Origin of the sequence: Acetobacter oryzoeni, assembly GCF_004014775.2 — a bacterium.
In the GTDB taxonomy this organism is placed as follows: domain Bacteria; phylum Pseudomonadota; class Alphaproteobacteria; order Acetobacterales; family Acetobacteraceae; genus Acetobacter; species Acetobacter oryzoeni.
This window is the reverse complement of the sequence record NZ_CP042808.1, coordinates 2,520,713-2,545,499: the sequence shown is the minus strand read 5'-3', so window position 1 is coordinate 2,545,499 and position 24,787 is coordinate 2,520,713. Positions and strand designations below refer to the sequence as shown.

Sequence of the window (24,787 nt, the reverse complement as noted above, 5' to 3'; positions counted from 1 at the left end):
GCCCATATGTCCACTAGCCTTATGGAACAGAGCGTAAAGCCGAGAGATGGGCGGATTACACTTCATATTTGTACATCAGTGCCGGATATGAAGCCTGATCAGCAAGAAGATGCACTTTTATTTGTTAATACAGAAATAACGCAAGAACAGAATGCAGAGTGGTGTCATGTTTGGCACTGGAATGGACAAGTAGGGCATCATGCTGCGCATTGTGTATGCTGTACCGGGCAAGGCAGCTTATCGGCATTTTTGCTGGCGCGCGCTCAGGAAAGCGTTTTAGGCCGCTGTGCGCCTTATCAATCTGTGTGGATTATATGTTGCAAAAATGAAGCAGAACGCGTGCAGAACCGGTTGAAGAAAGAAGGATTTTTAAATTCTTTTTATAAATTTGTCGGTTAAAGTTAATTTTCTGCCTTTATTACTACTCAGTTTTCTTTACATATTTTGCAATAACCTACACAGAAAAACTTGGAGACTGTGTCTTCTCCTGTCATAACGGCGCATGTGCCGGGCAGGAACGTATCTGCTGTATTTGTGCGGTACGCTGTATTGTTAAGTTGGTTTAACCAAAAGGGTTGTGCGTGGACCAGACTGATCATGTGCCGGAACAGGCCGGTTCTCCTTCAGATACAGATCGCGGTCAGGGAGCTCCTGTTTCTGCGCCTGTTATCCGGTTAAAAGCTGTTGTCGCAGCTGCCAAATATCATGGTCTGGAACTGGATATCCGTGATTTTGCCGCGGAGCCAGGAGAGGATACGCCATCCCCTGCAACATTAGTGCGCTGGTTAGAAGATCAGGGTGCTGTCGCAAAGGCCGTGCGGATTAAGTGGCGTTATCTTGTCAAGATGACCAACTCTCCGCCGATTGTTCTGATGTTCCGGGACGGTTCCGCGGCGCTGATGGTGAATGCGACACCAGATCGTGGGGTCGTATGGTTGCAGGATCCGCTTAAAGGTGCATCTGTAGCAGCTGTGCCGGTAGATGAACTGCGCCTTTCCCAGATATGGACTGGTGATATTCTTCTGATCAAGCGGCGTAAGGGGGAATCGGAAGCAGATGCTCCGGTCAGTCTCGGATGGCTGGCCCAAATGGTGCTGCGTGAAAAGCGCTCTTTGCGCGATATTGGTATCGCATCCATGACGCTGAGTGTGCTGCAGATTTTTCCACCACTTGTTGTTATGCAGGTGGTTGATAAAGTGGTGGGTTACCACTCCATGTCAACGCTGGTTTCAATTTCTGGGTTGTTATTTATATTTTCACTATACGAGGTACTTATCAGTTATGGGCGGCGTGAGCTGTCTATGGTGCTGACAACACGTATTGATTCTCGCATTTCGTTACATCTTTTTAGCCGCCTTGTGTCTTTACCGTTGGAATATTTTGAACGCCAGCAGGCAGGGAATGTGCTTGGGCGCGTGACAGCTATTTATAAAGTGCGAGATTTTCTGACCGGGCGGTTGATGAGCACTGCTCTGGATATGTTTACGCTCGTTGTTATTCTGCCTTTCCTTTTTATGCTCAGCTCAACGCTCGCTTGGATGACAGTTGCTTGTGCCGGTCTTATTGGGTTGGTCGTTGTGGTTGCCATGAACCCACTTGCCAAGCTCATGACACAACAACTTGCTGCAGATCGGAACAGAAGCGCTATCCTGTATGAAAGCGTGGCTGGTATCCGTACTCTGAAAACGCTTGCTTTGGAGCCTATTCGTAAACAGGCATGGGATGATGCCACAGCAGAGGTTATTCGCTGGAAACTTGCTGTAGGGCGTTTTTCAAACTGGGTCCAAACAATAGTCATGCCGCTTGATCTGTTTATCAGTCGCGGCATTATTTTGGTGGGTGCATATCTGGCGCTTGTGAGCCCTTCTTCCGTGGGAATGGGGGGGCTTGTTGCGTTCATGATGCTTGGGGCACGCGTTGCTTCTCCGTTAGTTGGTTTGGCAAGGCTCATGGATGACTTTAACGAAGTTATGGCATCACTAGGGGAAGCTTCATCGGTTCTAAATCAACCAACAGAAACGAAGGCACTTACGACTGGGATGCGCCCGCGTATTAAAGGGGCACTATCTTTCGAGGGCGTTAATTTTTCCTATCCTGGATCTACTCAGTTGGCTTTGAAAAACGTCAACTTCTCGGTGCCAGCGGGCACTATGCTGGGGCTTGTTGGGCGAAGCGGATCTGGTAAATCTACCATTACCCGTTTGTTGCAAGGGGTTAGTCGGTCCTACACAGGTTATCTTAAGCTGGATGGTGTTGATTTACGTGAAATCAATCTGACCCACTTGCGCCGGTCTTTTGGTGTGGTGTTGCAGGATAACTTCCTGTTCCGCGGTACCATTCGCGAAAATATTACGGCTGGCCGCCCCGGGCTTACGATTGATGATGTTGTGCATGCAGCCAGAATGGCCGGAGCCGAAGAATTTATTGAACGGATGCCTGCAGGTTATGAAACCTTCATTGAAGAAGGTTCAACCAACATTTCTGGTGGCCAGCGTCAGCGGCTTGCTATTGCACGTGCCGTCATTACTGATCCTAAACTGATGATTTTGGATGAAGCAACGTCTGCGCTGGATCCAGAAAGTGAGGCTTTGGTAAATGCCAATCTGGAGCGGATTGGTAAAGGCCGTACTATGGTCATTGTTTCGCACCGTCTCTCTTCTCTCGTGAACTGTGATCAGATTTGTGTGATGGATCAAGGGGAAGTGGCAGATATTGCACCCCATAATGTTCTGCTTGAACGATGTGATATTTATCGGACACTTTGGATGCAGCAAAACCGGCATACAGAAGGACGCACTTCTTCTGAAGGTGCATCTTTGATCGCGGAAGGGGAGTAGTTCCATGAGCGAACAGGATACACAGATCGTGCCTAATGGCGGCTCATCTGATGAAAATCAGCAGAACTCTGTAATGCCCGCTACAGATGATTTTCTTAAGCAAGCTGATGATCCTTACGCGCAAGGTGACACGCCCATTGCGCTTTTAGAGTTTCATTCTCCTACAGCGGCATTGGTCAATATGCCACCCACCCCCAGTGCGCAGTATATTGTGTGGGTTATTGGTGGGATGATACTGTTTTCTTTGGTAGGGATGACGGTCTTTCCGCTTGATCGTATTGTTTCCACTTCGGGTCGTTTAATTTCGAGTGAACCCTCGCTTGTGATCCAGCCTTTGGATACATCAATCATACGCTCGATTGATGTGCGGGAAGGAGATTTTGTTCATAAAGGCGATGTTTTAACGCATCTGGATCCTACGCAAACAGGCGCAGATAGTGACAATCTGAAAAGCCAGATGGATCAGTATCAAGCTGAAGTGGATCGCCTTACGGCAGAAGCTAACGGGCAGGATTATAAGCCTGATCTGGGCAATACGGCCGCGTTACCACAGGGTGAGGCCTATTTGCGGCGTATGGCGGAATTTAACGCTAAAGTTGAAAATTATAATAAACAGATTGCCAGTTTGCAGAGTGATTTGCAGGGATATGTTGCAAACGCAGCAATGTATGCTGCGCGTGCCAAAGTGGCCGGTGACGTTCATAAAATGCGCATGGAGCTTCAGAAGGATCAGGTCGGAAGCCGTCTGTCTACTCTGAGTGCCCAGAATGAGTTGATGGAAGTTGAACGTTCACAGATTTCAGCTCAGCAGCAGGCAGCTTCTACACGGAATAAGTTGGCAGCTGCGGTTTCTGAAAAAGAAGGTTATATTCAAACTTGGAAGGCCGAAGTTTATAAAGATTTGATAACGGCACAGCATAAGCTGGCAGAAGCAAAGAGTGCTTATCAAAAAGCTATTTTACATAGCAGCATGGTGGCACTGAAAGCTGATGAAGATGCAGTTGTTCTGAATATAGCTAAAATTTCCGTTGGGTCTGTTGTTACTCCGGCAGAAAAAATTATGACCCTTGTGCCTGTAGGGAAAGGGTTGGAAATTGAAACCGTTATGTCTGGGCAGGATGTTGGTTTTGTACGGCTTGGAGATAAGGCGCAGATAAAGTTTGCGACTTTTCCTTACCAGCAATATGGCGGTGCCGAAGCAACAGTTAAAACCATTAGTGCAGATTCATTTGTATCAGGTGGCAGTAGTGGACCTAGCTCGGAAGATGTTACGCCAGACAATACTTCTAAGTCGTTTTATACTGTTCGCTTGAGGGTAGATAAATATACATTGCATGGTGTGCCTAATTTCTTCCATCCGCAGCCTGGTATGCCAGTTACGGCAGATATTCGCGTTGGTAAGCGTACAGTCATGCAATATATGTTGAATAGCTTTGTGCCGTTGATGACAAATGGGATGCGTGAACCCTGATTGGTAAAGGGTGTAATATAATACTCTGTTATATAGAGGGTTAAGAATTTGGTCTGGAAACTGTTTCAGAAAACGTTTGGTAGGTCGGGTAAAAATATTGAAACCCGCCTTGAACAGGCCAAAGCGCAACTCAAAGAACAACCAGCAGATGCCTTTAGCAAGCTGGCTGTTCTTGCGCGAGACGGAAGCGCAGAAGCCCAATTTTTAGTTGGGCAATGTTATCTTACGGCACAGGGGGCGCCACCAGACTTGGTGGAAGGAGCGCGCTGGGTACGTCGTGCGGGGCAGAATGGATGGGCTGAGGCTTCTTTTGTTCTGGCAACGCTATATTTGCACGGTTTGCCGCAAGAGGTAGATGCAAATACTCCGAAATCTATTTTTGACGATCCAACAGAGCAAAGAAAGCGGGAACCAGATTTTGTTAAAGCAGCAGAGTGGGCCCGTCGTGCGGCAGAGGCCGGGTATGCTGATGGGCAGGCTCTGTATGGATATGTTTTAACGGCTGGCCCGGAAAGTATTCGCAATCCAGAACAGGCTTTGGAATGGTATCAGGCTGCCGCGTCTCAGGGGTGCGTACAAGGCCATTTAGGGCTTGGTCTTGCAGCGCTCGCAAAGGCGAAAACACAGGAAGATTATACCGCGGCTGCTGTAGAGCTCAAAAAAGCAGCTGATGGTGGTATGGGCACAGGCCTGTATCTTATGGGCGTTATGACGGAGCGTGGTATAGGCGTTCCGCAAAACATTCCTGAATCTACATCCTATTTTGCAAAAGCGGCAGAAAAGAAAGTGCGTGGTGCACAAGCAAAATATGGCTTGGCCCTACTTGCTGGCAAAGGTGTTGCGCGTGATGTGGTGCGAGGTGAAACGTGGTTAAGGCGTGCAGCTTTGGCAGGGGATGCTGAAGCTGCAGCTATTTTGGGAGATATGCACGGGCGAGGTGGGGAACTGCCGCCCAACTATGCGGAAGCGATTTCCTGGTATCGTTTTGCTTCGGATCAAGGGCACGCGGCATCTAGCCGCACTTTGGGCAATATTTATCTTAGTGGCGTGGGGGTTCCGAAAGATCCGCAGGCCGCAGCGCAGTGGTTTAAGGTTGCTGCAGAGCAGGGAGATAAAGAAGCTACGGCTGAATTGGGCAATCTGGCCTTGGCTGGTATTGTACCCACAGTAGAGGCAGCGGAAGTTCTGGAATGTTATCGGAACGCTGCAGCACAGAATGATTTTCTGGCTGCCTTTAATGTCGGGGTTGCGCTTGCTCAAGGGATCGGTGCTCAAAAGGATGAAGAAGCAGCCCTTAAGTGGATACGTAAAGCAGCAGATAAAGTTGTGAATGCCCAGTATTGGTATGGGCGTATGCTGCTGGAAGGCCGGGGTGCAGAACGTAATCCGCAAGAAGGGCGGGAGTGGGTGGCAAAGGCCGCTGAATCCGGCATGACCGAAGCGCAGCTAGCCTATGGCCACTTGCTTATTACCGGAACAGGTGGTGCAAAAGATCATCCTCAAGCACTGCAATGGTACAAAAAAGCGGCTGAATCTGGCAATATAGATGCCATGTTCTCTATGGGTGCCATGTATGGTGGAGGCCATGATGTTCCGGCAGATTTGGTTTTGGCCCGCTCATGGTTTCAACAGGCGGCAGAGGGCGGTCATGGCCTCGCACAGTTGATGATGGGGCGTTATCTGGCCAATGGAATTGGCGGAGATAAGGATATTGAGGGCGCGCGATCTTGGTATCGTAAAGCAGAAAAACAGAATGTTCTGCAGGCCAGTATCGAACTTTCCAAGATCGGAAATCAGGAAGTCACTCAAGCATCTTCCTAGAAAGGATCGTGTACTTTCCAAGATTCTGACATTGTATTTTGACGACATACTTAAAAGAGTAGGTGCACATCTATGGCAACCCTGAAGCAGTCTGAAAGTCAGCAGGCGGGGTTTGTCACAGAGGCAGATCGAACGGTATATGAACAATATGCAAGTGCTGCGGCACAAGAATCTTTCAGGCAGGGAAATGCTGCTTGGCAGGCTGGTTCTTATGCTCTTGCATGGGATTTGTTAGAAAGAGCCAATAGGCAGGCGCGTGATAACCCGCATGTTATGTTTGCACTGGTTTTGGCGCGTCAGGCGGTAGGACATCATGACGCTGCTATTGAGCTTTTAGAACAGCTTTTAGAAAAATTTGATTTTCGTGAGGGCTGGAGCCTGCTGGCAACGTTACAGCAGGCGCATGGCGTTGGGTATCAGGCCTTACGTGCTCTTCGGTATTTGCTCACAGATTATGCTTGCACCCCAGATGTAGAAAAGCAGGCGACAATTATTGCACGTTTAAATGGTGTTGCTAGCTGGTATGGAGTGCAGGGGAATGGCCAAATTGTAGGGGTGGGCCTGCCAGAAAAAGGTTTGCAACTGGTTGTCGATGGTCAGTTAAAGAAAGCAGTGCGTAAGAAGGGAGCGTGGTTTTGCCCTTCAGGCTGGCAAAAGGCCCATACGCTTTGCATAGTATCTGCACAGAACAATATTTTTCCAAATGAAGGTGTGTGTCCACAAAAGATTGTTCAGTGTGAAGGGTTAGTAGATGTGGGAGAGGAAGGGCTAACGGGCTGGGCCTGGTTACCCCGTGATTCGGATAATGCACCTGTTTTGAATGTTCTGGCCGCGCAGACAGGAAAGAAAATTCTAACATTTTGCGCAGAAAATTTTTGTGATTCTGTTAGTTTCAAACAACCATTAGCGCGATATAGAGCATTCACTGTTCCATTTTCTGCATTACCAGAAGGTCCGGTGAGAGTAATAGGGCCAGATGGGAAAAATCTGCCTGGTAGCCCAATAGATGCAGATATGTTGTGTTTGGCAGCTAATCAGATTGCACACTACGTGGCAGATCAGAGTAAAGGTAAAGAACGATCTCGCATACGCGTATCTATTCCAAAAATTATGCCTCTTCCTGTTGTAGAAGAAGGAAGAACACAGCCAAAAGTTTCAGGTCATAAAGTTGAAGTTGCGGTTGTTATTCCGGTTTTTAAAAATGCTGCGCGTACTTTGGCCTGTTTGCGTAGCGTGCAAGCAAGTTTGAAACCCAAGGCTGGTGCGCACGTTTGGGTGGTGAATGATGCATCTCCGGAGCCTGATTTGATAACTTCTGTTGTGAGTTTTTGTCAGCAGGCGGGTTTCCATTATTTAGAAAGAGCACAGAATGGTGGGTTTCCATGTGCGGTGAATGAGGCGCTACGCCATCTCACAGCGCATGACGTTGTGTTGCTGAATAGCGATACGTTGGTACCAGAAGGGTGGCTGGAAGCGTTGCGGAAGGTTGCCTATCTAGAACCGGATACAGGTACAGTTACCCCTTTTTCCAATGATGCCAGTATTTTTTCCTATCCAGATAAAAATGGTGCAAATCCGGTACCAGATCTGGAAGAAACAAATATGTTTATGCAAATGGCACAGGCTGCCAATGTGGGTCGTGCTGTAGAAGTGCCTACTGCTCACGGCTTTTGTATGTATATCCGGCATGATTGTTTGCAGCAAACAGGGTTGTTGCGTGAAGATGTGTTTGCGCAAGGTTATGGTGAAGAAAACGATTTTTGTATGCGTGCCCGTGCCCTTGGGTGGAAACACGTAGCTGCTCCTGGTGTTTTTGTGGCGCATGTGGGGAGCGGATCGTTTGGGGAAAGTGGCAACCCCTTAATGCTACGAAACCAAAAATTTTTGGAACGACTGCATCCTGGCTACCACGATTACGTTGCACAATGGATTAAAGCAGACCCTCTTTTTTTGGAACGCAGGCGCCTTGATCTGGTTCGGTTCAGAAGTGATAGGGCAGAAGATTTTTCAGATCAGGCCGTTTTGTTGGTGACACATGCCGTTGGCGGAGGCGTAGAAAAGGTTGTGCAGGAGCGTGTTGCCTTTTGGCGTAAGCATAAAATACGCCCGCTAATCTTACGTCCATCTGAGCAAGGATGTGTGCTGGAAGATGGAACGGGTGAGGAAAAGTATCCTTCCCTATGTTTTACATTTTCTAAAGATATGGTGCTTCTTCTGCGTCTTTTGCGTGCAGAAGGCGCTGGGCGGATTGAGTTCCATCAAATTACAGGACATGATCAGCGTGTGATGGATCTGCCGGCACGTTTGAAATGTGACTATGATGTATTTGTGCATGATTACATCTGGTTTTGTCCTCGCATTTCATTGATGGGGTTGAAAAATCGTTATTGCGGTGAACCTGATGAGGCAACGTGCGAAGTTTGCGTTACTGTAATGGGACGCCGCGTGGATAACACGCTTAGCGTTGCCGCTTATCGTAAAGCGGCACATATCTTTTTAAAGAAGGCAAAGCAGGTTTTTGTGCCATCGCAAGATACTGAGCGAAGAATGCGAAAATATTTTTCTGACGTTCAGTTTTCGGTAAAAAAATTAGAAAACGATCGTTTTTTTAAAAAAACATTTCAGCTCCCAGAACCAAAGAACCGCAAAACGGCACAAGCAAGTGCATTTTTGGCGCAGGGTTCTAAGCGCGATGTTTCTCGTATTCGGGTATGTGTTGTTGGTGGGATAGGGTTTGAAAAAGGTTATGATATTTTGTTTGAGGCAGCAGTAGATGCTGTTTTGCGCAATTTACCGTTAGAGTTTGTGCTTGTAGGCCATACACGCGATGATGCGAAATTGTTAAAAATAGGACGCATTTTTGTAACCGGTCAGTTTCAAAAACAGGAAGCTGTTTCCTTAATTCATTCAGTAGATGCGGATATTGCTTTCCTGCCATCTGTATGGCCGGAAACATGGTGTTTTGCTTTGGGAGATATCTGGAAGGCCGGATTACATGCTGTTGCGTTTGATCTGGGGGCTCCGGCGGAGCGCATCCGTTCCACAGGTTTGGGGAGTGTGGTGCCGTTTGGTATTTCCATACAGGAGTTGAATGAAAAATTATTGGAAAAGGGTAAGGAAATGGCAAAAAAAAGAAAGCTTTCCCTTACTTAACTCTTTCTTTACTTGCCGGTGTTTTTTTGTTTTACAGTTTAGCTGAAAATTTAGGACGGAAGAGGTTTTATGTCTCAGGCAAGCCAGCAGCGGATTACTGATCTGAAAGTCACAGGTCATCTGATGACACTCCAGACCGGTCTGTTCTGTATCAGCCATGCAGCAGGGCAGCAGCCACCAACTGCTGCCGGGTTGCCCGGAGTGCGCATTTCTCTTCCTCCTGTTTCTGCTCCGGGCAATGTTCAGATTGTAACGTTTGAGCAAGACGGTTGGTTGGGTGGCAGAAACAATGCTGCTTTAGTGCGTGTGCGCCGTGGCCCAGCGCAGGTGATGATCACCATTTATCAGGAAATGAACACGCGGCATGATGCGCCACGTTTGCAGGTGATTCAGCTGAGTGCAGAATCTGATCCGCTGCCGGTTCCTGTACCTGCTGCGGTGCCTGTGGCATCTGAGGCTGCTACTCCTCAAGAAGCTCCGCCGGCAGAAGCTCCTGTGGTCCAGAAGCCTGAAATTGGTGCCCATATTCAGCGGCGTGGTGATGTTACCGGTATGCTGGGTGAGTGGATGGGTGTGCCCGGTAGTCAGGCATGGATTGAAGGTTTTGGTATCGCACCAGCACATCTTATTCAGTCGGATGATATTGAGTATCAGGCTGTTCTGGGTAAGGGATGGCTTTCTCCGTGGGTAGAAGGTGGCCAGTATTGCGGTAGCCGTGGCATGGCCCTGCCTATTTTGGGTTTGTGTGTGCGCCTGAAAGGTGCAGCCGCTAAAAAACTCATTTGCCGTGTTACAGCCAGCTTTACCGATGGCACCAAAATCGGGCCGGTTGAGAATGGTGAACCTGTAGAAGCTGATAGTCTTGCACCGTTGGAAGCGTTCCTTGTTGAAATCCTTCCGCGAGATGCAGACAGTAAAGCCAAGCGTGGTGGACGCAAACGGAAGCAGAATGCTGCAGAAGATCTGGCGGCCCTGCTAGAAGAAGAGATAGACGAGCTGGAAGCAGAAGTTCTGGAAGAGGCCGCAGAGCTTCTTGAAGAAACAGAGCTTGAAGACGAAATAGAAGAAGTTATCGAAGAGGAAATTCCGGTTAAACCGGTAAGGCGCACAGCTAAATCTCAGCCTCGTCGTGCTTCTTCTTCTGCCCAGCAGGCTAAAAAGCCAAAAACGACAGGGCGCGGCGGAGCGCGCGGGCGTAAGCCTTCCCGCCGTTAAGATATTCAGGGAACAGGTCTGGTTGAAATACCGGGCCTGTTTTTATTTGTGATCTGAGCAGCACGCAGGTGCAGGTTTGAAATACCTTTTTATCCATCAAAATTTTCCCGGCCAGTACCTGCACATTGTGCGCCATCTGGTGCAAAACGATGAAAACGAAGTTGTTTTCATTAGTGAAGATAACCAGAACGCCATTAAAGGTGTGCGCCGTGTAAGGTATCGTATGCCCCGAGGTGCTGCCGCGCAGGCCCATTTGGCCGTGCGTGAGCTAGATATGGGCATGGTACGGGCTAATGAGGTTGAAAAGGCCGCGCGTACCTTAAAAAATCTGGGATTTCAGCCTGATATTATTATCGGCCATCATGGATGGGGAGAGCTTCTGAATATTCAGGATGTTTATCCCGATGTGCCTGTATTGGGGTATTTCGAGTTCTATTATCATACAGAACCTGGGTTTGATGTAGGTTTCGACCCAGAATTTCCGCTTCAGCCCCAGATGTTGCCAATTGTGCGGGCCAAGAACGCCATTAACTTGCTGGCTCTTACAGGCCCTGGCTATGGTCAGACGCCTACGGATTTCCAGAAAAGTGCTTATCCTGCATGGGCAGCAGACAAAATTACCGTGCTGCGCGAAGGCGTAGACTTGGAAACCTGCAAGCCAGATCCGAAACTTGCAAAGAAGATTTTCAAACTGGGTGACATCAAAATCTCACCTAAAAACAAACTGATTACCTATGTCTCGCGCGATTTAGAGCCCTATCGCGGCTTCCATGTGTTTATGCGTGCGCTTCCTCGGATTTTGGAAGAGGAACCCAACGCACACGTTATTATGGTTGGGGGGGATGGAGTCAGCTACGGGGCGCCATTGGCATCTGGTTGCTGGCGGGAGAAAATGCTTCAGGAGCTGGAAGGTCAACTGGATCTGAGCCGTGTGCACTTTGCCGGTAAGGTTGATTATCAGGATTTTCTACGTCTTCTGCAGCGTTCAGATGCTCATGTTTATCTTACTTATCCTTTTGTAGCCTCGTGGTCTTTGCGTGAGGCAATGGCTATGGGGTGCGCTATTGTTGGAAGCGCCACAGCCCCCGTGCAGGAATTTCTGACAGATCAGGAAACGGCTGTGCTGGTACCGTTTACGGAGCCAGACAAAATTGCCGATGGTGTGTTGGAAGTGCTTCATAATAAACCGCTGGCAACCCGTTTGCGCCGCACAGTAAGAGAAAAAGCTGAGCAGACTCTTTGTATCAAGTCATATCTGGCTGAGTATGAAGCGCTGATTGCCCGTTTGGTTGCGAAGCACAAACCGGAAGCGGAATTGTCGTCTCAGGAAAACGCGGAAGAAGTTAAACAACCGGCAAAATCTGTGAAAAAGCCAGCGTCACGCCGTGTTGCCAGTAAAACGGTTGCTGCGCGTACCCCGCGCACCGCTAAAAAAGCGGTATCCACTACTGCAACCACAAAATCCCGTTCTACGGCCCAGAAAGTGGCTGCAAAGCCGCGTAAAACTACATCCGTTAAGCGGCGAAGTTAAAAGCTTGGCCCGATATAATTATCCGGAAAGTGCGGGAATGGTTATATCGGGTCGCTTTTTACTGTGTGGGTGGAATGGAAAGATTAACTTGATCTGCCAGCTGAATAACCAGCTTACGCATTAAAGATGCTGTATCCGCATCTGTAGAAACAGATCCTGTGGCCGTGAGGTGCGCACGGTTGCGAATGAGCGGTTTTTTAGGATCCCGGGGGATAACAGCCCAGTTTGCGTCCAAAACTGCTTGACCATCTACATTCACATCAAAGCGTGAAACGTTAATCTGAACGCGCATATTGGCTGCATCTGCCAATGGCTGGTCTGTAATCAGTTCATTGGGGTGGGATGATGCAATTTCGTTGGTCACCAAATCTGTAATGCCGAGAGAAAGCCGCGTTGCCCAGCGCGAACGCGGGCTACGAATGACCTCTTCTCCCTGCCGGGTGATCATGTCTTGGCTATCCAGATAATCAGGCAATACCGTGCGGCTGATTTCTATTGTGGTCAAACGGGCGGAAAGATGCGGCTGTTGAACATCCCGGTCGCCCGGCATCCCAAGTGTGTACAGCCGAAGAGGGGGAGAGGCACAACCTGCAAGCAGGGTGCATGCCCCCAGAAAAGCCAGAGCAATACGGCGTGGAGGAAACATCATGGACGGCGTCCCATCAGCAGAAGTTGCGGGTTACGTTCCACATCGCTGGCGAAGCCACGTAGCGAGGCTGCTGCTGCAGCAATATCTCGCAGGGAGGCATCCAGATTTGCTCGGTCGATAGAACGTGGTGAAAGGATATCCTGCAAGGAATCCAGAGTTTTTGTAGCAGAGGCCAATGTTGCGTGCAGATCCTTGCCACGGGCATCAAGCTGCGTATTGCCGGTATCCATCAGCTTGTCCATTTTCAACAGTGTCACATCCAGCTTGGCCTGTAGATCCTTAATGGCATCTGTTGCAGCCTGCACTGTTTCGTGGGAACGATCAGCCGTTTCCTTCACGCTGGAAATCAGCGGCGGCAGGTCCTCACGCAAATGATCGCTCAAGGAGGTAATGGAAAGCAGGGCCAGATCAGCATGATGGCTGATATCCTTGATGGGAATCTGGCCAATGGTGTCTTTCAGCTTTTCCATAGTGGAAAGACGGACAGGAATTTCCGGCAGGTTGGTAATGCGTGGGTGCAGAACAGGCGTAACGGATTTATCAAAATCCAGCTCGATGTTGGACTGCCCTGTTACAAAGCTTTGCAGGTTCAGTTCGGCACGCAAACCATTGCTGATCATTTCCTGAATGCTGACTTTGGTGCCTCCCGGCACGTCTTTCACCACATGGATCTGGTCTGGCTCTAGCGTGAGCACAACAGGAATGTAAGCTTTACGGTCCTGCGGATCAAAGCGCAGGGTAATGCTTTTAACCGTTCCCACCTTAACGCCGCGGAAATTTACGGGTGCACCCACAGACAGGCCGGTGATGGAGTTCTGGAACACAACGGCAGCTTCACGCGAGGGGGTGAAGAAGCGCATGTGCCCAAAAGCCATGATAATGAACAGGCCCAGCAAGCCGCCAAGGATCACAAACGCGCCGATCAGAGTTTTCCGGTTTGTGCTTTGAGACATGCCGTTCAGCCTTCTGTCTTGTCTGCGGAGGGAATAGAGGCAGATCGGTTCATAAACGCCGTTACCTCAGGAATCTTGCAGGTGTCGTGCAATGCGCGCGGTGAACCATGCGCAATAGGTGTGTGTGTTTTGGCATCTAAAAAGATGCCATCGTCTGCAATGGCAAACAGGCTGGGCAGTTCGTGGCTGACAATCATAATGGTTGCCCCCAGCCCATCCCGTAATGTCAGGATCAGATCATCCAACCGGGCAGATGTAATGGGGTCTAGCCCTGCGGAGGGTTCATCAAAAAACAGAATGTCGGGTTCCAGGGCTATGGCACGCGCCAGGCCTGCACGTTTGCACATGCCACCGGATATTTCGGAGGGGAACAGATCAATCGCCTGTTCCATACCCACAAACCCGAGCTTGAGTTCCACCAGACGCCGAATGGTGTCAGGCTTAAGCGAAGTGAACATCTCCAAAGGCAGGGCGACGTTTTCTCCTACCGTCATGGAGCTCCACAAAGCACCGCTCTGAAACAGCACACCGTATCGGTGATTGATATCCGTGCGGCGGGCATCGGGTTGCGCCCAGTAATCTTCTCCATCTACCAAAATCTGCCCGGCAGTGGGGCGCAGCAGCCCGATCATGCTTTTAAGCAGCGTGCTTTTGCCGCAACCTGAACCGCCCATAATGGCAAAGATAGAACCGCGCTTTAGATCAAAGGAAACATTTTTCTGAATGATCTTGGGGCCAAACGATAACTGCAAATCGCGGACGGAAATAAGGGTTTCAGCGTCAGACATCATCAGATTCCAAGCGCGTTGGCTATCACGGCAAAAATGGCATCCATGGCAATAATGCCTACAATACCAATCACCACGGCGCGTGTGGCGGCAACACCCACATCAGCGGCACTGCGGCCGGCTTTCAGGCCCACACGGCAGGCGGCCAGAGCAATGAAGCTGGCAAAAAAGAAGGATTTGATAAACCCGAAGATAAATTCCTTCAGCTCAACGCCATCAAAGGTGGAAATCCAGTAGCCGATGGGGGAAACGTCCATCATGCTCATGGATACGGCAAAGCCGCCAAAGATCGCAATAATGGTGCCGTACAGATAAAGTAGCGGCATCATCAGCGCCAGAGACACAATGGATGGCAGCAGAATGTAGCTGGAGATAGGGATGCCAAATACCTGTAGGGCATCAATTTCTTCGTTGCCCAGCATGGTGGAAATGCGGGCTGCATAAGCGCCACCGGTCCGGCCCGCCATAATAATGGCTGTCATGATGGCAGAAATTTCACGCGCACAGGCAATGCCAACCAAATCTGTAACGTAAATTTCTGCAGCAAATTTCCGCAGTTCAACCAAGCCGACAAAAGCCAGAATGGCACCGACAAGAAAGTTGACGATGCCAACAATCAGCAAGGCATCGGGGCCAGCATTCCAGATATCCAGCAACAGGTCTTTCATGCGCATGGCACTTTTGCCACGTACAGCCTGTGCGGCACCTTTAGCTGTCTCTAATGCCAGCTCACTTACTGTGCCGGTTTCGGCCAATCCATTAAGAGTTGCGTCACCTACCTGTGCAAAAATGCCTTCATTATTGCGTGGTGGTTGTGCGGGCTCAGCAGGTGCATCGGGTAAAAGGGCCAAAAGCCTTTGCGCGGGCGCAGGAAGGTTTTGCTCGTCAAAGTGAAGCTGTGCCTTGCTGGCAGCTTGTTTGACATCCCACAGGAAAGCAACAAAGGCTGAATCCCAGTTTTTTAAACCGGTTGTATCGATGTGGAGAATATGGCCGGGTTCAACAGGTAGTTTATCTTGTGGAAAAGGTGTTGTTCCGCCAGCCTGAACTGTCCAAGCCCCTTCAATACTCAAGCATACGCCATCTGCCGTGTTCTGAAGAGACCACGAAGGTGTATCGGCAGCCTTGTTAAGACCGGAAGGGGGAGATTGATCAGCCATAATTTGGTGGCGACATTACGGCACAGGCAAGCCTATGACCAGCCCCTTTGGCACACACATGCTAGAAGTGGTAAACCTTGGGTTTACCTTGGTTTAAGAGCAATAACTTGGCTGACAGTCCTTTTTGACAGGCCAGCATTGCGCCTGATGGCAACATTGCATGGCATGGTGGCCTTCGGCTACATGCTGCGCCAGATGGAGTATGCACTCCATAATTATTAGGTCTTGATACAAACGCAAAAACCTTCTGGCTGAGCCGTTCATGGCTGCTGCATGGTATTTGATGAATCGCATACGGGAGTTTTCATGCGACGCAGACGTGGGCGGCCCCTTAACGGCTGGCTGATAGTAGACAAGCCTTCCGGCATGACATCAACGCAGGTGGTGGGGCGTGCCAAGAGGCTGTTTGATGCGCAAAAGGTAGGGCACGGCGGCACATTGGATCCGTTGGCAACAGGGCTGCTGCCTTTGGCTTTTGGTGCGGCCACCAAAACTGTGCCTTATGTTATGGATGGCACCAAGGTGTACCGCTTTACCCTTAAGATGGGTGAGGCGCGTGATAGCGATGATGCCGATGGCAATGTTATTGGTACATCTGATGTACGCCCTTCAGATGAAGAACTGCGTGCTGCCTTGCCGGCGCTTACAGGCGATATCATGCAGGTGCCGCCCGTTTTTTCTGCCTTGAAAGTGGGTGGAGAGCGTTCTTACGATATGGCGCGAGAAGGCCGTCCGCCAGAATTGCCGCCACGGCCTGCACGGGTGGATCGGTTTGAGCTGATTGAACGGCCAGATCGGGATACCGCGGTGTTTGAGGTCGAATCCGGCAAAGGTGTTTACATGCGTGCGCTGGCGCGTGATGTGGCTCTGGCATGCGGAACTGTGGGCCATATTACCGTGCTGCGCCGCCTGCGCGTGGGGCCTTTTACAGAAGCCGATGCGATTGTGCTGGACAAAATCACCCCAAACGACGACAACGCCCATGCTTCACCGGAACTTCTGCGTCCGGTCTCGACCGCGCTGGCCGACATCCCGGCGCTGGCCTTGACACAGGATGAAGCAGTTCTGCTACGGCACGGGCAAGCTCTCGGCCTTGTTGATCTGATGGGGCGTATCCCACAGACCGCCGAGGAAGGGGGCGTTGTGCGTGTTATGGACGGTGAGCACGTGCTGGGTATTGGCCGTCTGGAAGACGGATGGTTGAAGCCGGTACGGATTCTCTAAAACCTGATATGTTTTTTGATGGAGACATGTGATGTCGATTACTGCTGAACGTCGCACGCAAGTTATTGCTGAATACCAGACTGCACCGGGTGATACGGGCTCCCCGGAAGTGCAGGTGGCGATCCTGACCGAACGGATTAACAACCTGACCGAACATCTGAAGACCCACGCGAAGGACTTCCATTCTCGCCGTGGTCTGCTGATTCTCGTTGGTCGTCGCCGCAGCATGCTGGACTACCTGAAGGGCAAGAGCCAGACGCGTTATGAAACGCTGATTGGCCGCCTGGGCCTGCGCCGCTAAAACCGGCTTAACGGGCGGGAAGAGGGATTGTGCATACATGATCTCTCTTCCCGTTCGGGATTTTCGCTGGCACTTGTTTGTTGGCGTTACCATATTGGATACAGCCACAGGTTTTACATCAGGGCGTTTCGTGCCCGGTAAGCCACGGCGTTTCCGACCACATGGCGCCTGGGAGGTTTGTTCCGCCAGTCACCATGCCGTCCGAGGCGCTGTCCGCCCAGCCGGTCTGTCCTGTTGTTCTGTGGCTCTGAAGTGAAATAAAACAGAGGCTTACAGAATGTTTAACTACTTCCGTAAAGAGATTGAATGGGGCGGCCGCCCACTGATTCTGGAAACCGGTAAGGTTGCCCGTCAGGCTGATGGCGCCGTTATGGTTACCTACGGTGAAACCGTTGTATTGTGCACCGCCGTTGGCGCAAAAGACGTAAAGCCGGGTCAGGATTTCTTCCCGCTGACGGTTAACTATCAGGAAAAAGCTTACGCCGCTGGTAAGATTCCGGGTGGTTTCTTCAAGCGCGAAGGTCGTCCTTCTGAAAACGAAACCCTGGTTTCCCGCCTGATTGATCGCCCGCTGCGTCCGCTGTTCCCCGAAGGGTTCCGCAATGAAGTGCAGGTGATTGCTACCGTGCTGACGCACGATATGGAAAATGATCCTTCCATTCCTGCGCTGATCGGTTGCTCCGCAGCTCTGACCCTGTCTGGTATTCCGTTCTTTGGCCCCGTTGGCGCTGCCCGCGTTGGCTTTAAGGATGGCGCATTCATCCTGAACCCCACACAGGAACAGATCAAAGAATCAGATCTGGAACTGGTTGTGGCTGGCACGGCTGAAGGCGTGCTGATGGTGGAATCCGAAGCTTCCGAACTGTCTGAAGAAGTGATGCTGGATGCTGTAACATTCGGCCATACAGCATTCCAGCCGGTTCTGGATGCCATTATCTCCTTGGCAGAACACGCAGCCAAGGAACCTTGGGCACTGGCAGAGCCGACCAAGGAAGAAATTCAGCTGCGCAAGCAGGTTGAAAAAGCTGGCCGCAAGCTGATTGCTGATGCTTACAAAGAAAAGCAGAAGCAGGTCCGCTACGAAAAGCTGAAAGCTGCGCGTGAAGCGATTGTTGAAAAGCTGACGGCTGATGAACTGGATGTTGCTGCTGCCAAGCCGATGATCAAGGATCTGGAAGCTGACGTGGTGCGGTCTTCCGTTCTGAAAACCGGCAAGCGTATTGATGGCCGTGATCTGGTAACTGTTCGCCCAATCGTGCCGGAAGTGGGCATTCTGCCGCGCGTGCATGGTTCTTCCCTGTTCACTCGTGGTGAAACACAGGCGCTGGTTGTGACCACGCTGGGCACCGGGCAGGACGAACAGGTTATTGATGCGCTGGAAGGTGAATACCGCACCAACTTCATGCTGCATTATAACTTTCCGCCCTTCTCTGTGGGGGAATGTGGGCGTATCGGTTCTCCAGGTCGTCGTGAAATCGGGCATGGCAAGCTGGCATGGCGCGCTATTCACCCGCTGATGCCTTCCCGTAAGGAATTCCCGTACACAGTGCGTGTGGTTTCCGAAATTACGGAAAGCAACGGTTCTTCCTCCATGGCAACCGTATGCGGTGGCTCTCTGGCTCTGATGGATGCTGGTGTGCCGTTGAAGCGCCCGGTTGCTGGTATCGCCATGGGTCTGATCAAGGAAGGCGATGATTTCGCTGTTCTGTCCGATATCCTTGGCGATGAAGATCACCTTGGGGATATGGACTTCAAGGTAGCCGGCACCGAACAGGGTGTGACAGCCCTGCAGATGGATATTAAGATTACCTCCATCACGCCGGAAATCATGAAGATTGCTCTGGGCCAGGCTCGTGATGGCCGGATGCACATTCTGGGTGAAATGAGCAAGGCGCTGACAGAAACACGCACCAACGTGTCTTCCACAGCACCGAAGATCACCACCATGAAAGTGCCCCGGGAAAAGATCCGTGATGTGATCGGTTCTGGCGGTAAAGTGATCCGTGAAATCGTGGAATATTCTGGCGCCAAGGTTGATATTGGGGATGACGGCACAATCACCATTGCCGCAGCTTCTGATGATCAGGCACAGAAGGCCATCGATCGGATCAACGGCATTGTAGCGGAACCAGAGCTGGGCCGCATTTACGATGGTAAGGTTGTTAAAACGGCAGACTTTGGTGCGTTTGTAAACTTCCTTGGTGCGCGTGATGGCCTGGTGCACATTTCCGAACTGGCGCAGGGTCGCGTTGGTAAAACCACGGATGTGGTGAAGGAAGGCGACACCGTGAAAGTCAAGGTCATCGGCTTTGATGATCGCGGTAAGGTTAAGCTGTCCATGCGTGTTGTTGATCAGAACACAGGTGCGGATATCACGGAAACTGTGGGTGAAAAGCCCTCACGTGGCCCCCGTCGGGATGCTGAATAAGCATCCCTTTTCGGGTCAGTTTCAACCATACGGATAGTTGCAGGAACGATAGGACGGTCATGAAGGCGATCAATACGGTTCGCATGGGGGGTGTGGATATCCTACCGCTGGTGGAAGGCGGTAAGGGGGTTTCTGTCTCCACAGGCGTATCGGCCGGGGCGTGGGCTGCAGCAGGTGGCGCAGGCACGGTTTCTATCGTCAATGCAGATAGTTATGATGAAAACGGGCAGCCAGTTCCCCAGATCTATCACGGTCGTACGCGCCGTGAGCGGCATGAGGAACTGGTAGATTACGCCATTCGTGGTGGTATTACCCAAGCGCGTGTGGCGCATGAAATGTCCGGTGGAAAAGGCCGGATTCATGCCAACATTCTGTGGGAAATGGGATCAGCCGAGCGGGTGATTACCGGCGTGCTGGAAGGCGCACCGGGCCTTATCCACGGTCTTACATGCGGCGCGGGTATGCCGTATCGGCTGTCTGAAATTGCAACACGGTTTGGGGTGCATTATTACCCCATCGTGTCATCTGCACGCGCTTTTAATGCGCTGTGGAAGCGGGCTTACCATAAATCTGCCGATTTGCTAGGCGGCGTGGTTTATGAAGATCCTTGGCGTGCAGGGGGGCATAATGGCCTTTCCAACACGGAAAATCCGTTAAAGCCGGAAGATCCTTACCCACGCGTTGCAGCTTTGCGTAAACTTATGCGCGGATTTGGATTGGATACTACGCCTATCATCATGGCGGGTGGTGTGTGGTGGCTGGAAGAATGGGAAGACTGGATTGATAATCCTGAGCTTGGCCCCATTGTGTTCCAGTTTGGCACACGCCCACTGTTGACGAAGGAGAGCCCTATTCCAGAGGCATGGAAGCAGCGCTTGCTTACCCTGAAAAAGGGTGATGTATACCTGAACCGCTTCTCTCCCACGGGCTTTTACTCATCTGCAGTTAACAACAGTTTCTTGCAGGAATTGCGTGAACGGTCAGAGCGGCAAGTTCCTTTTGCTATGGCAGCAGAAGAAGATCTGGTCGTGCCCTACGGCATTGGTGCGCGTAAGCGCGAAGTGTTTGTAAAGGCTGATGATCTGCCGCGTATCCAGCAGTGGGAACAGCAGGGCTTTACTGAAGCCCTTCGTACCCAAGATTCTACGCTGATTTTTGTAACACCAGACAGAGCGCGTGAGATTCTGGCAGATCAGGCCGATTGCATGGGCTGTCTGTCTGAATGCCAGTTCTCTAACTGGAGCCAGCGTGGGCCCAATTATTCCACGGGCCATAAGGCAGACCCACGTTCTTTCTGTATTCAGAAAACACTGCAGGCTGTGGCGCATGCCAGCGGGCCGGATGCGGCTCAGGTGCTGGATCATAATCTGATGTTCGGTGGCACAAACGCATGGCGTTTTGCGACCGATCCTTTCTATGCCAACGGGTTTGTGCCAACGGTGCAGCAGTTGGTGGATCGGATTATGACCGGGCGTTAAATCCAGCAAGGGTAAATACTGATTATCCAAGGAAAAGGCGGTTCCCATAGGGAGCCGCCTTTTTCATTAACCTATGTATTGGGTTTTTATCGGCTCATCCGGGAAAGTTTTTTATCTGTTTCATATTGGTTGAGCGCATAAACAGACCAGATGGCTGCCGGAATCCAGCCGATAACAGTTATCTGCAATATCAGGCAGATAATGCCCGAAAATGGGCGGCCAATCGTAAAAAACTGAAACCACGGAAACAGTAATGCCAAAAGTAGGCGCATGGCTGGAACTCCTTATAGTGTGCATCATGATGGGCACAGCCTTTTGCCCGAAGCAAGTCTGCTATTTCAGCCGCTAGGTGGTGCGAGTTTTGTGTGCTAGAAAATATTCTGCAAGTGCCGGGTAACCGGTGCAGAAGTGGATTTGGCACATGCTCCATAATCTGGAGCGTGCAGCATGACAGAGCGGATAAACCTTGACCGAGATTTCTGACCAGCCGGGTGTACCGGAACCCTCAGACCTTCTGCCCGTAACCATTGAGGAGGAGATGCGCTCCTCCTACCTCGCGTATGCGATGTCGGTTATTGTCAGCCGTGCGCTGCCGGATGTGCGAGATGGTCTTAAGCCTGTTCATCGTCGCATCCTGTATGCCATGCATGAGAGCGGTTTTACCTACGATAAACCTTACCGCAAATCTGCCCGCGCAGTTGGTGAGGTGATGGGTAAATACCATCCGCATGGTGACTCCTCTATTTATGATGCCATGGTGCGTATGGCTCAGTCTTGGTCCATGCGGGTCAAGCTGATTGACGGGCAGGGTAATTTTGGCTCGGTGGATGGTGATAGCCCCGCCGCCATGCGTTATACCGAAGCTCGGCTGGCCAAAGCTTCCACATTTCTGTTGAATGATATTGACCGCGATACGGTCGATTTTCAGCCGAACTATGATGAAAGTGAAGAAGAACCAACCGTTCTTCCTGCCACTTTCCCAAATCTGCTGATCAATGGTGCCACGGGTATTGCGGTGGGTATGGCCACCAATATCCCTACGCATAATCCATCAGAAGTTATTGATGCCACGTTGGCACTGATTGCCAATCCAGATCTCTCGCTTGATGATCTGATGGAATATGTGCCGGGGCCGGATTTCCCCACAGGTGGTATTATTCTTGGGCGGTCTGGTATCCGCAGTGCGTTTGCCACAGGGCGCGGGGCCGTTATTATTCGTGCCAAGGCAGATATTGAAGAAATTCGCAAAGACCGTAAGGCCATTATCGTTACGGAAATTCCGTATCAGGTTAACAAGGCCACTTTGCAGGAACGTATTGCCGATCTGGTACGCAACAAGCAGATCGAAGGCATTGCCGATATCCGTGATGAATCTGATCGCTCCGGTATGCGGGTGGTTATCGAAATCAAGCGTGATGCCACACCAGAAGTGGTGCTGAACCAGCTTTATCGTTTCACCCAGCTTCAGACATCCTTTGGCGTGAACATGCTGGCGCTGGATGGTGGCAAGCCCCGCCTGATGGGGCTGAAGGATGTGCTGGAAGCCTTTATTGCGTTCCGTGAGGAAGTGATTCTCCGCCGTTCGCGGTTTGAGTTGAACAAGGCGCGTGATCGCGGGCACATTCTGGTGGGGCTGGTTATTGCCGTTGCCAATATTGATGCCGTTATTGCTCTGATTCGTGGGGCACCAGATGCCGCTGCAGCGCGTGAAGCGCTTATGGCTGCGCAATGGAATGCCGCAGATGTAGAACCCTTGCTGGCCCTGATTCATGATGACGGCAACGTGGTTGTAGACGGCAAGGTGCGTCTGACAGAAGCACAGGCACGCGGTATTCTGGAACTGCGTCTGCAACGCCTGACAGGGCTGGAACGCGATAAGATCCAGCAGGAACTCTCGGAAGTTGCTCAGCGCATTAACGAGCTGCTGGAAATTATCGGCAGCCATATCCGCCGCATGGAAGTGCTGCGTGATGAACTTTCCGTAGCCCGCGCAGAAATTGCCACCCCACGCATGACCGAAATTGCGGATTATGCGGGGGATCAGGATGATGAAAGCCTGATCGAACCCGGCCAGATGGTTGTAACCATTACGCGGGAAGGGTTTATTAAACGCACGCCGCTGGATGTGTTCCGTGCGCAAAACCGTGGTGGCCGCGGCCGCACAGGTGCCAGCACCCGTGGCGATGATATTGTTGTACGGTCCTTTAATGCCCACACCCATCAGTGGGTCATGTTCTTCTCTTCTGGCGGTAAAGTGTATCGTCAAAAGGTCTGGCGTCTGCCAGAAGCCGGGCCAGCCGCCAAAGGCCGCGCCTTGGTGAACCTGTTGCCAGATTTGGGTTCCGATAGCATTACGGCTGTGCTGCCACTGCCGCAGGATGAGGAACTGTGGGAGGCCCTGCATCTGGTCTTTGCAACAGCCAGCGGCAATGTGCGCCGTAACCGTTTGAGTGATTTCCGCAATATCCGCTCGTCCGGCATGATCGCCATGAAGCTGGATGAAGGGGATAGCCTGATAGGTGTTGCCACCTGCCGGGAAGGGCAGGATGTGTTCCTTGCGACACGTGGGGCACGGTGTATCCGCTTCCAGATTACTGATGACACATTGCGTGTGTTTGCTGGTCGTGGGTCTTCTGGTGTGCGGGGTATCCGCCTTGCAGAAGGTGACCGCGTGATCAGCCTTGCTGTGCTGAATCATGTTGAAGCAACGGTAGAAGAACGCTCAGCTTACCTGCGGATGGCAAATGCCAAGCGTCGGGCGGAAAACGCAGCAGAAGCTGCTGAGGAAGATGCAGATACCGTGCAGGCCGATTCGGATGAAGAAGAAGGCAGCAACACCGATGCACTGCTTTCTCCGGAACGTTTTGCGCAGCTCGAAGAAGCTGAAGAAATTCTGCTGATTGTCAGTGATGGTGGCTTCGGGCGCCGCTCTTCCGCGTATGATTACCGTGTAAGCGGGCGTGGCGGGCAAGGCATTACCAACATGACGTTCTCCGCCAACAAGCGCGGGAAAGAAGTGGCTGCCACCTTGCCTGTTCTGGAAGGCACGGATGTGATGCTGGTAACGGATGCTGGTCGCCTTATCCGTGTGCCAGTTGATCAGGTCCGTGTCATGGCGCGTCAGGCTAGCGGTGTAACGCTGTTCCGCCTGAATGATGATGAACGCGTCACCAGCGTCTTCCCCGTTATGGATGATGGTGAAGATGAGGCAGGAGAGGCTGAGGGGGAATGAACACCCCCGTAGGCTCCGTGCCCAAGCGGGTAGGCTTTTACGCTGGCACGTTTGATCCGGTAACGGTTGGCCATCTGGATGTGATTGAACGCGCATCCCGTTTGGTGGACCGGCTGGTGATAGGTGTGGCCCACAACCCCGGCAAAAATCCGCTTATGCCATTGGATGAGCGGATTGCCTGTGTGGAAGAAGCCTTACCCGCCATTCGCCACAACACGGGTGGGGATATTGTGGTGGTGCCATTTAATTCCCTGTTGGTGAAGGCTGTGCGAGAACACGGTGCAACGCTGATTTTCCGCGGTCTTCGGGTGCTTTCAGATTTTGATTACGAAATTCAGATGAGCGGCGTAAACCGCAAACTGGATGCCGGAATTGAAAGCGTGTTCCTTATGGCTTCGGAACACACCCAATTTATTTCTTCGCGTCTGGTGAAAGAAATTGCCAGTTACGGCGGAGATATTTCGGAATTTGTAACACCAGGCACGCAGGCGCGTTTGTTGGCACGTCTAGCTGACAGGAAAAACGTTTCTGTCTGAAGTGGCAAGC

At 51.1% G+C, this 24,787-nt stretch carries 18 protein-coding genes; 13 read left to right on the top strand and 5 right to left on the bottom strand.

Features of this window, described 5'->3' with window-relative positions:
* The first annotated feature begins 87 nt into the window (after nucleotides 1–87).
* From EOV40_RS11865 to EOV40_RS11835, 7 genes are all read left to right on the top strand, one after another.
* The gene (locus tag EOV40_RS11865) at nucleotides 88–399 is read left to right on the top strand and encodes a hypothetical protein (protein WP_244296927.1); all 312 of its coding nucleotides are present in this window, start codon (nucleotides 88–90) and stop codon (nucleotides 397–399) included.
* 182 nt (nucleotides 400–581) lie between these two features.
* Complete coding sequence (locus tag EOV40_RS11860) at nucleotides 582–2,837, top strand: peptidase domain-containing ABC transporter (protein ID WP_128106061.1); 2,256 nt, start codon at nucleotides 582–584, stop codon at nucleotides 2,835–2,837.
* 4 nt (nucleotides 2,838–2,841) lie between these two features.
* Nucleotides 2,842–4,308, top strand: coding sequence for an HlyD family type I secretion periplasmic adaptor subunit (locus EOV40_RS11855; protein WP_128106060.1), 1,467 nt, complete (start codon nucleotides 2,842–2,844; stop codon nucleotides 4,306–4,308).
* A 48-nt stretch (nucleotides 4,309–4,356) separates the two neighbouring features.
* Entirely contained in the window at nucleotides 4,357–6,129 is a 1,773-nt protein-coding gene (locus tag EOV40_RS11850; protein WP_128106059.1) for an SEL1-like repeat protein, read from the top strand.
* Nucleotides 6,130–6,201: 72 nt separating this feature from the next.
* On the top strand, nucleotides 6,202–9,282 hold the full coding sequence (locus EOV40_RS11845) for a glycosyltransferase (RefSeq protein ID WP_128106058.1): 3,081 nt from the start codon (nucleotides 6,202–6,204) through the stop codon (nucleotides 9,280–9,282).
* 69 nt (nucleotides 9,283–9,351) lie between these two features.
* The gene (locus EOV40_RS11840; protein WP_128106057.1) at nucleotides 9,352–10,497 is read left to right on the top strand and encodes a hypothetical protein; all 1,146 of its coding nucleotides are present in this window, start codon (nucleotides 9,352–9,354) and stop codon (nucleotides 10,495–10,497) included.
* Nucleotides 10,498–10,573: 76 nt separating this feature from the next.
* Nucleotides 10,574–12,028: a glycosyltransferase gene (locus EOV40_RS11835; protein WP_128106056.1), complete on the top strand. Its 1,455-nt coding sequence runs from the start codon at nucleotides 10,574–10,576 to the stop codon at nucleotides 12,026–12,028.
* A 58-nt stretch (nucleotides 12,029–12,086) separates the two neighbouring features.
* Here the strand turns inward: EOV40_RS11835 and EOV40_RS11830 are convergent, their stop codons facing one another.
* From EOV40_RS11830 to EOV40_RS11815, 4 genes are read right to left on the bottom strand one after another with little or no spacing between them, the layout of a single operon-like run.
* Nucleotides 12,087–12,674, bottom strand: coding sequence for a PqiC family protein (locus EOV40_RS11830; RefSeq protein WP_196332624.1), 588 nt, complete (start codon nucleotides 12,672–12,674; stop codon nucleotides 12,087–12,089).
* On the bottom strand, nucleotides 12,674–13,630 hold the full coding sequence (locus EOV40_RS11825; RefSeq protein ID WP_003630154.1) for an MlaD family protein: 957 nt from the start codon (nucleotides 13,628–13,630) through the stop codon (nucleotides 12,674–12,676). Before EOV40_RS11825 ends, EOV40_RS11830 begins: the two co-directional genes overlap by 1 nt.
* 5 nt (nucleotides 13,631–13,635) lie before the next feature.
* The gene (locus EOV40_RS11820) at nucleotides 13,636–14,421 is read right to left on the bottom strand and encodes an ABC transporter ATP-binding protein (protein WP_128106055.1); all 786 of its coding nucleotides are present in this window, start codon (nucleotides 14,419–14,421) and stop codon (nucleotides 13,636–13,638) included.
* Nucleotides 14,421–15,578, bottom strand: coding sequence for an ABC transporter permease (locus EOV40_RS11815; protein WP_128106054.1), 1,158 nt, complete (start codon nucleotides 15,576–15,578; stop codon nucleotides 14,421–14,423). The genes EOV40_RS11820 and EOV40_RS11815 overlap by 1 nt, the downstream gene beginning before the upstream one ends.
* 306 nt (nucleotides 15,579–15,884) lie before the next feature.
* Here EOV40_RS11815 and truB point away from each other — a divergent pair, with 306 nt between their 5' ends.
* From truB to EOV40_RS11795, 4 genes are all read left to right on the top strand, one after another.
* Nucleotides 15,885–16,802: a tRNA pseudouridine(55) synthase TruB gene (gene truB, locus EOV40_RS11810; RefSeq protein WP_035352292.1), complete on the top strand. Its 918-nt coding sequence runs from the start codon at nucleotides 15,885–15,887 to the stop codon at nucleotides 16,800–16,802.
* 31 nt (nucleotides 16,803–16,833) lie between these two features.
* Nucleotides 16,834–17,103 (top strand): 30S ribosomal protein S15, encoded by a 270-nt coding sequence (gene rpsO, locus EOV40_RS11805; RefSeq protein ID WP_014457520.1) that lies wholly within the window; start codon nucleotides 16,834–16,836, stop codon nucleotides 17,101–17,103.
* Nucleotides 17,104–17,380: 277 nt separating this feature from the next.
* Entirely contained in the window at nucleotides 17,381–19,531 is a 2,151-nt protein-coding gene (gene pnp / locus EOV40_RS11800; RefSeq protein WP_050818608.1) for a polyribonucleotide nucleotidyltransferase, read from the top strand.
* A 59-nt stretch (nucleotides 19,532–19,590) separates the two neighbouring features.
* Nucleotides 19,591–21,009, top strand: coding sequence for an NAD(P)H-dependent flavin oxidoreductase (locus EOV40_RS11795; protein ID WP_050818607.1), 1,419 nt, complete (start codon nucleotides 19,591–19,593; stop codon nucleotides 21,007–21,009).
* Nucleotides 21,010–21,095: 86 nt separating this feature from the next.
* Here EOV40_RS11795 and EOV40_RS11790 read toward each other — a convergent pair whose 3' ends face one another.
* Complete coding sequence (locus EOV40_RS11790) at nucleotides 21,096–21,281, bottom strand: YqaE/Pmp3 family membrane protein (RefSeq protein WP_050818606.1); 186 nt, start codon at nucleotides 21,279–21,281, stop codon at nucleotides 21,096–21,098.
* A gap of 194 nt (nucleotides 21,282–21,475) precedes the next feature.
* Here EOV40_RS11790 and gyrA point away from each other — a divergent pair, with 194 nt between their 5' ends.
* Both gyrA and coaD read left to right on the top strand, forming a co-directional pair.
* The gene (gene gyrA / locus EOV40_RS11785) at nucleotides 21,476–24,241 is read left to right on the top strand and encodes a DNA gyrase subunit A (RefSeq protein ID WP_128106053.1); all 2,766 of its coding nucleotides are present in this window, start codon (nucleotides 21,476–21,478) and stop codon (nucleotides 24,239–24,241) included.
* Nucleotides 24,238–24,777 carry a pantetheine-phosphate adenylyltransferase gene (gene coaD / locus EOV40_RS11780; protein ID WP_128106052.1) on the top strand — a complete coding sequence of 180 codons (540 nt, stop codon included), beginning with the start codon at nucleotides 24,238–24,240 and terminating at the stop codon, nucleotides 24,775–24,777. Before gyrA ends, coaD begins: the two co-directional genes overlap by 4 nt.
* The last annotated feature ends 10 nt before the right edge of the window (nucleotides 24,778–24,787 follow it).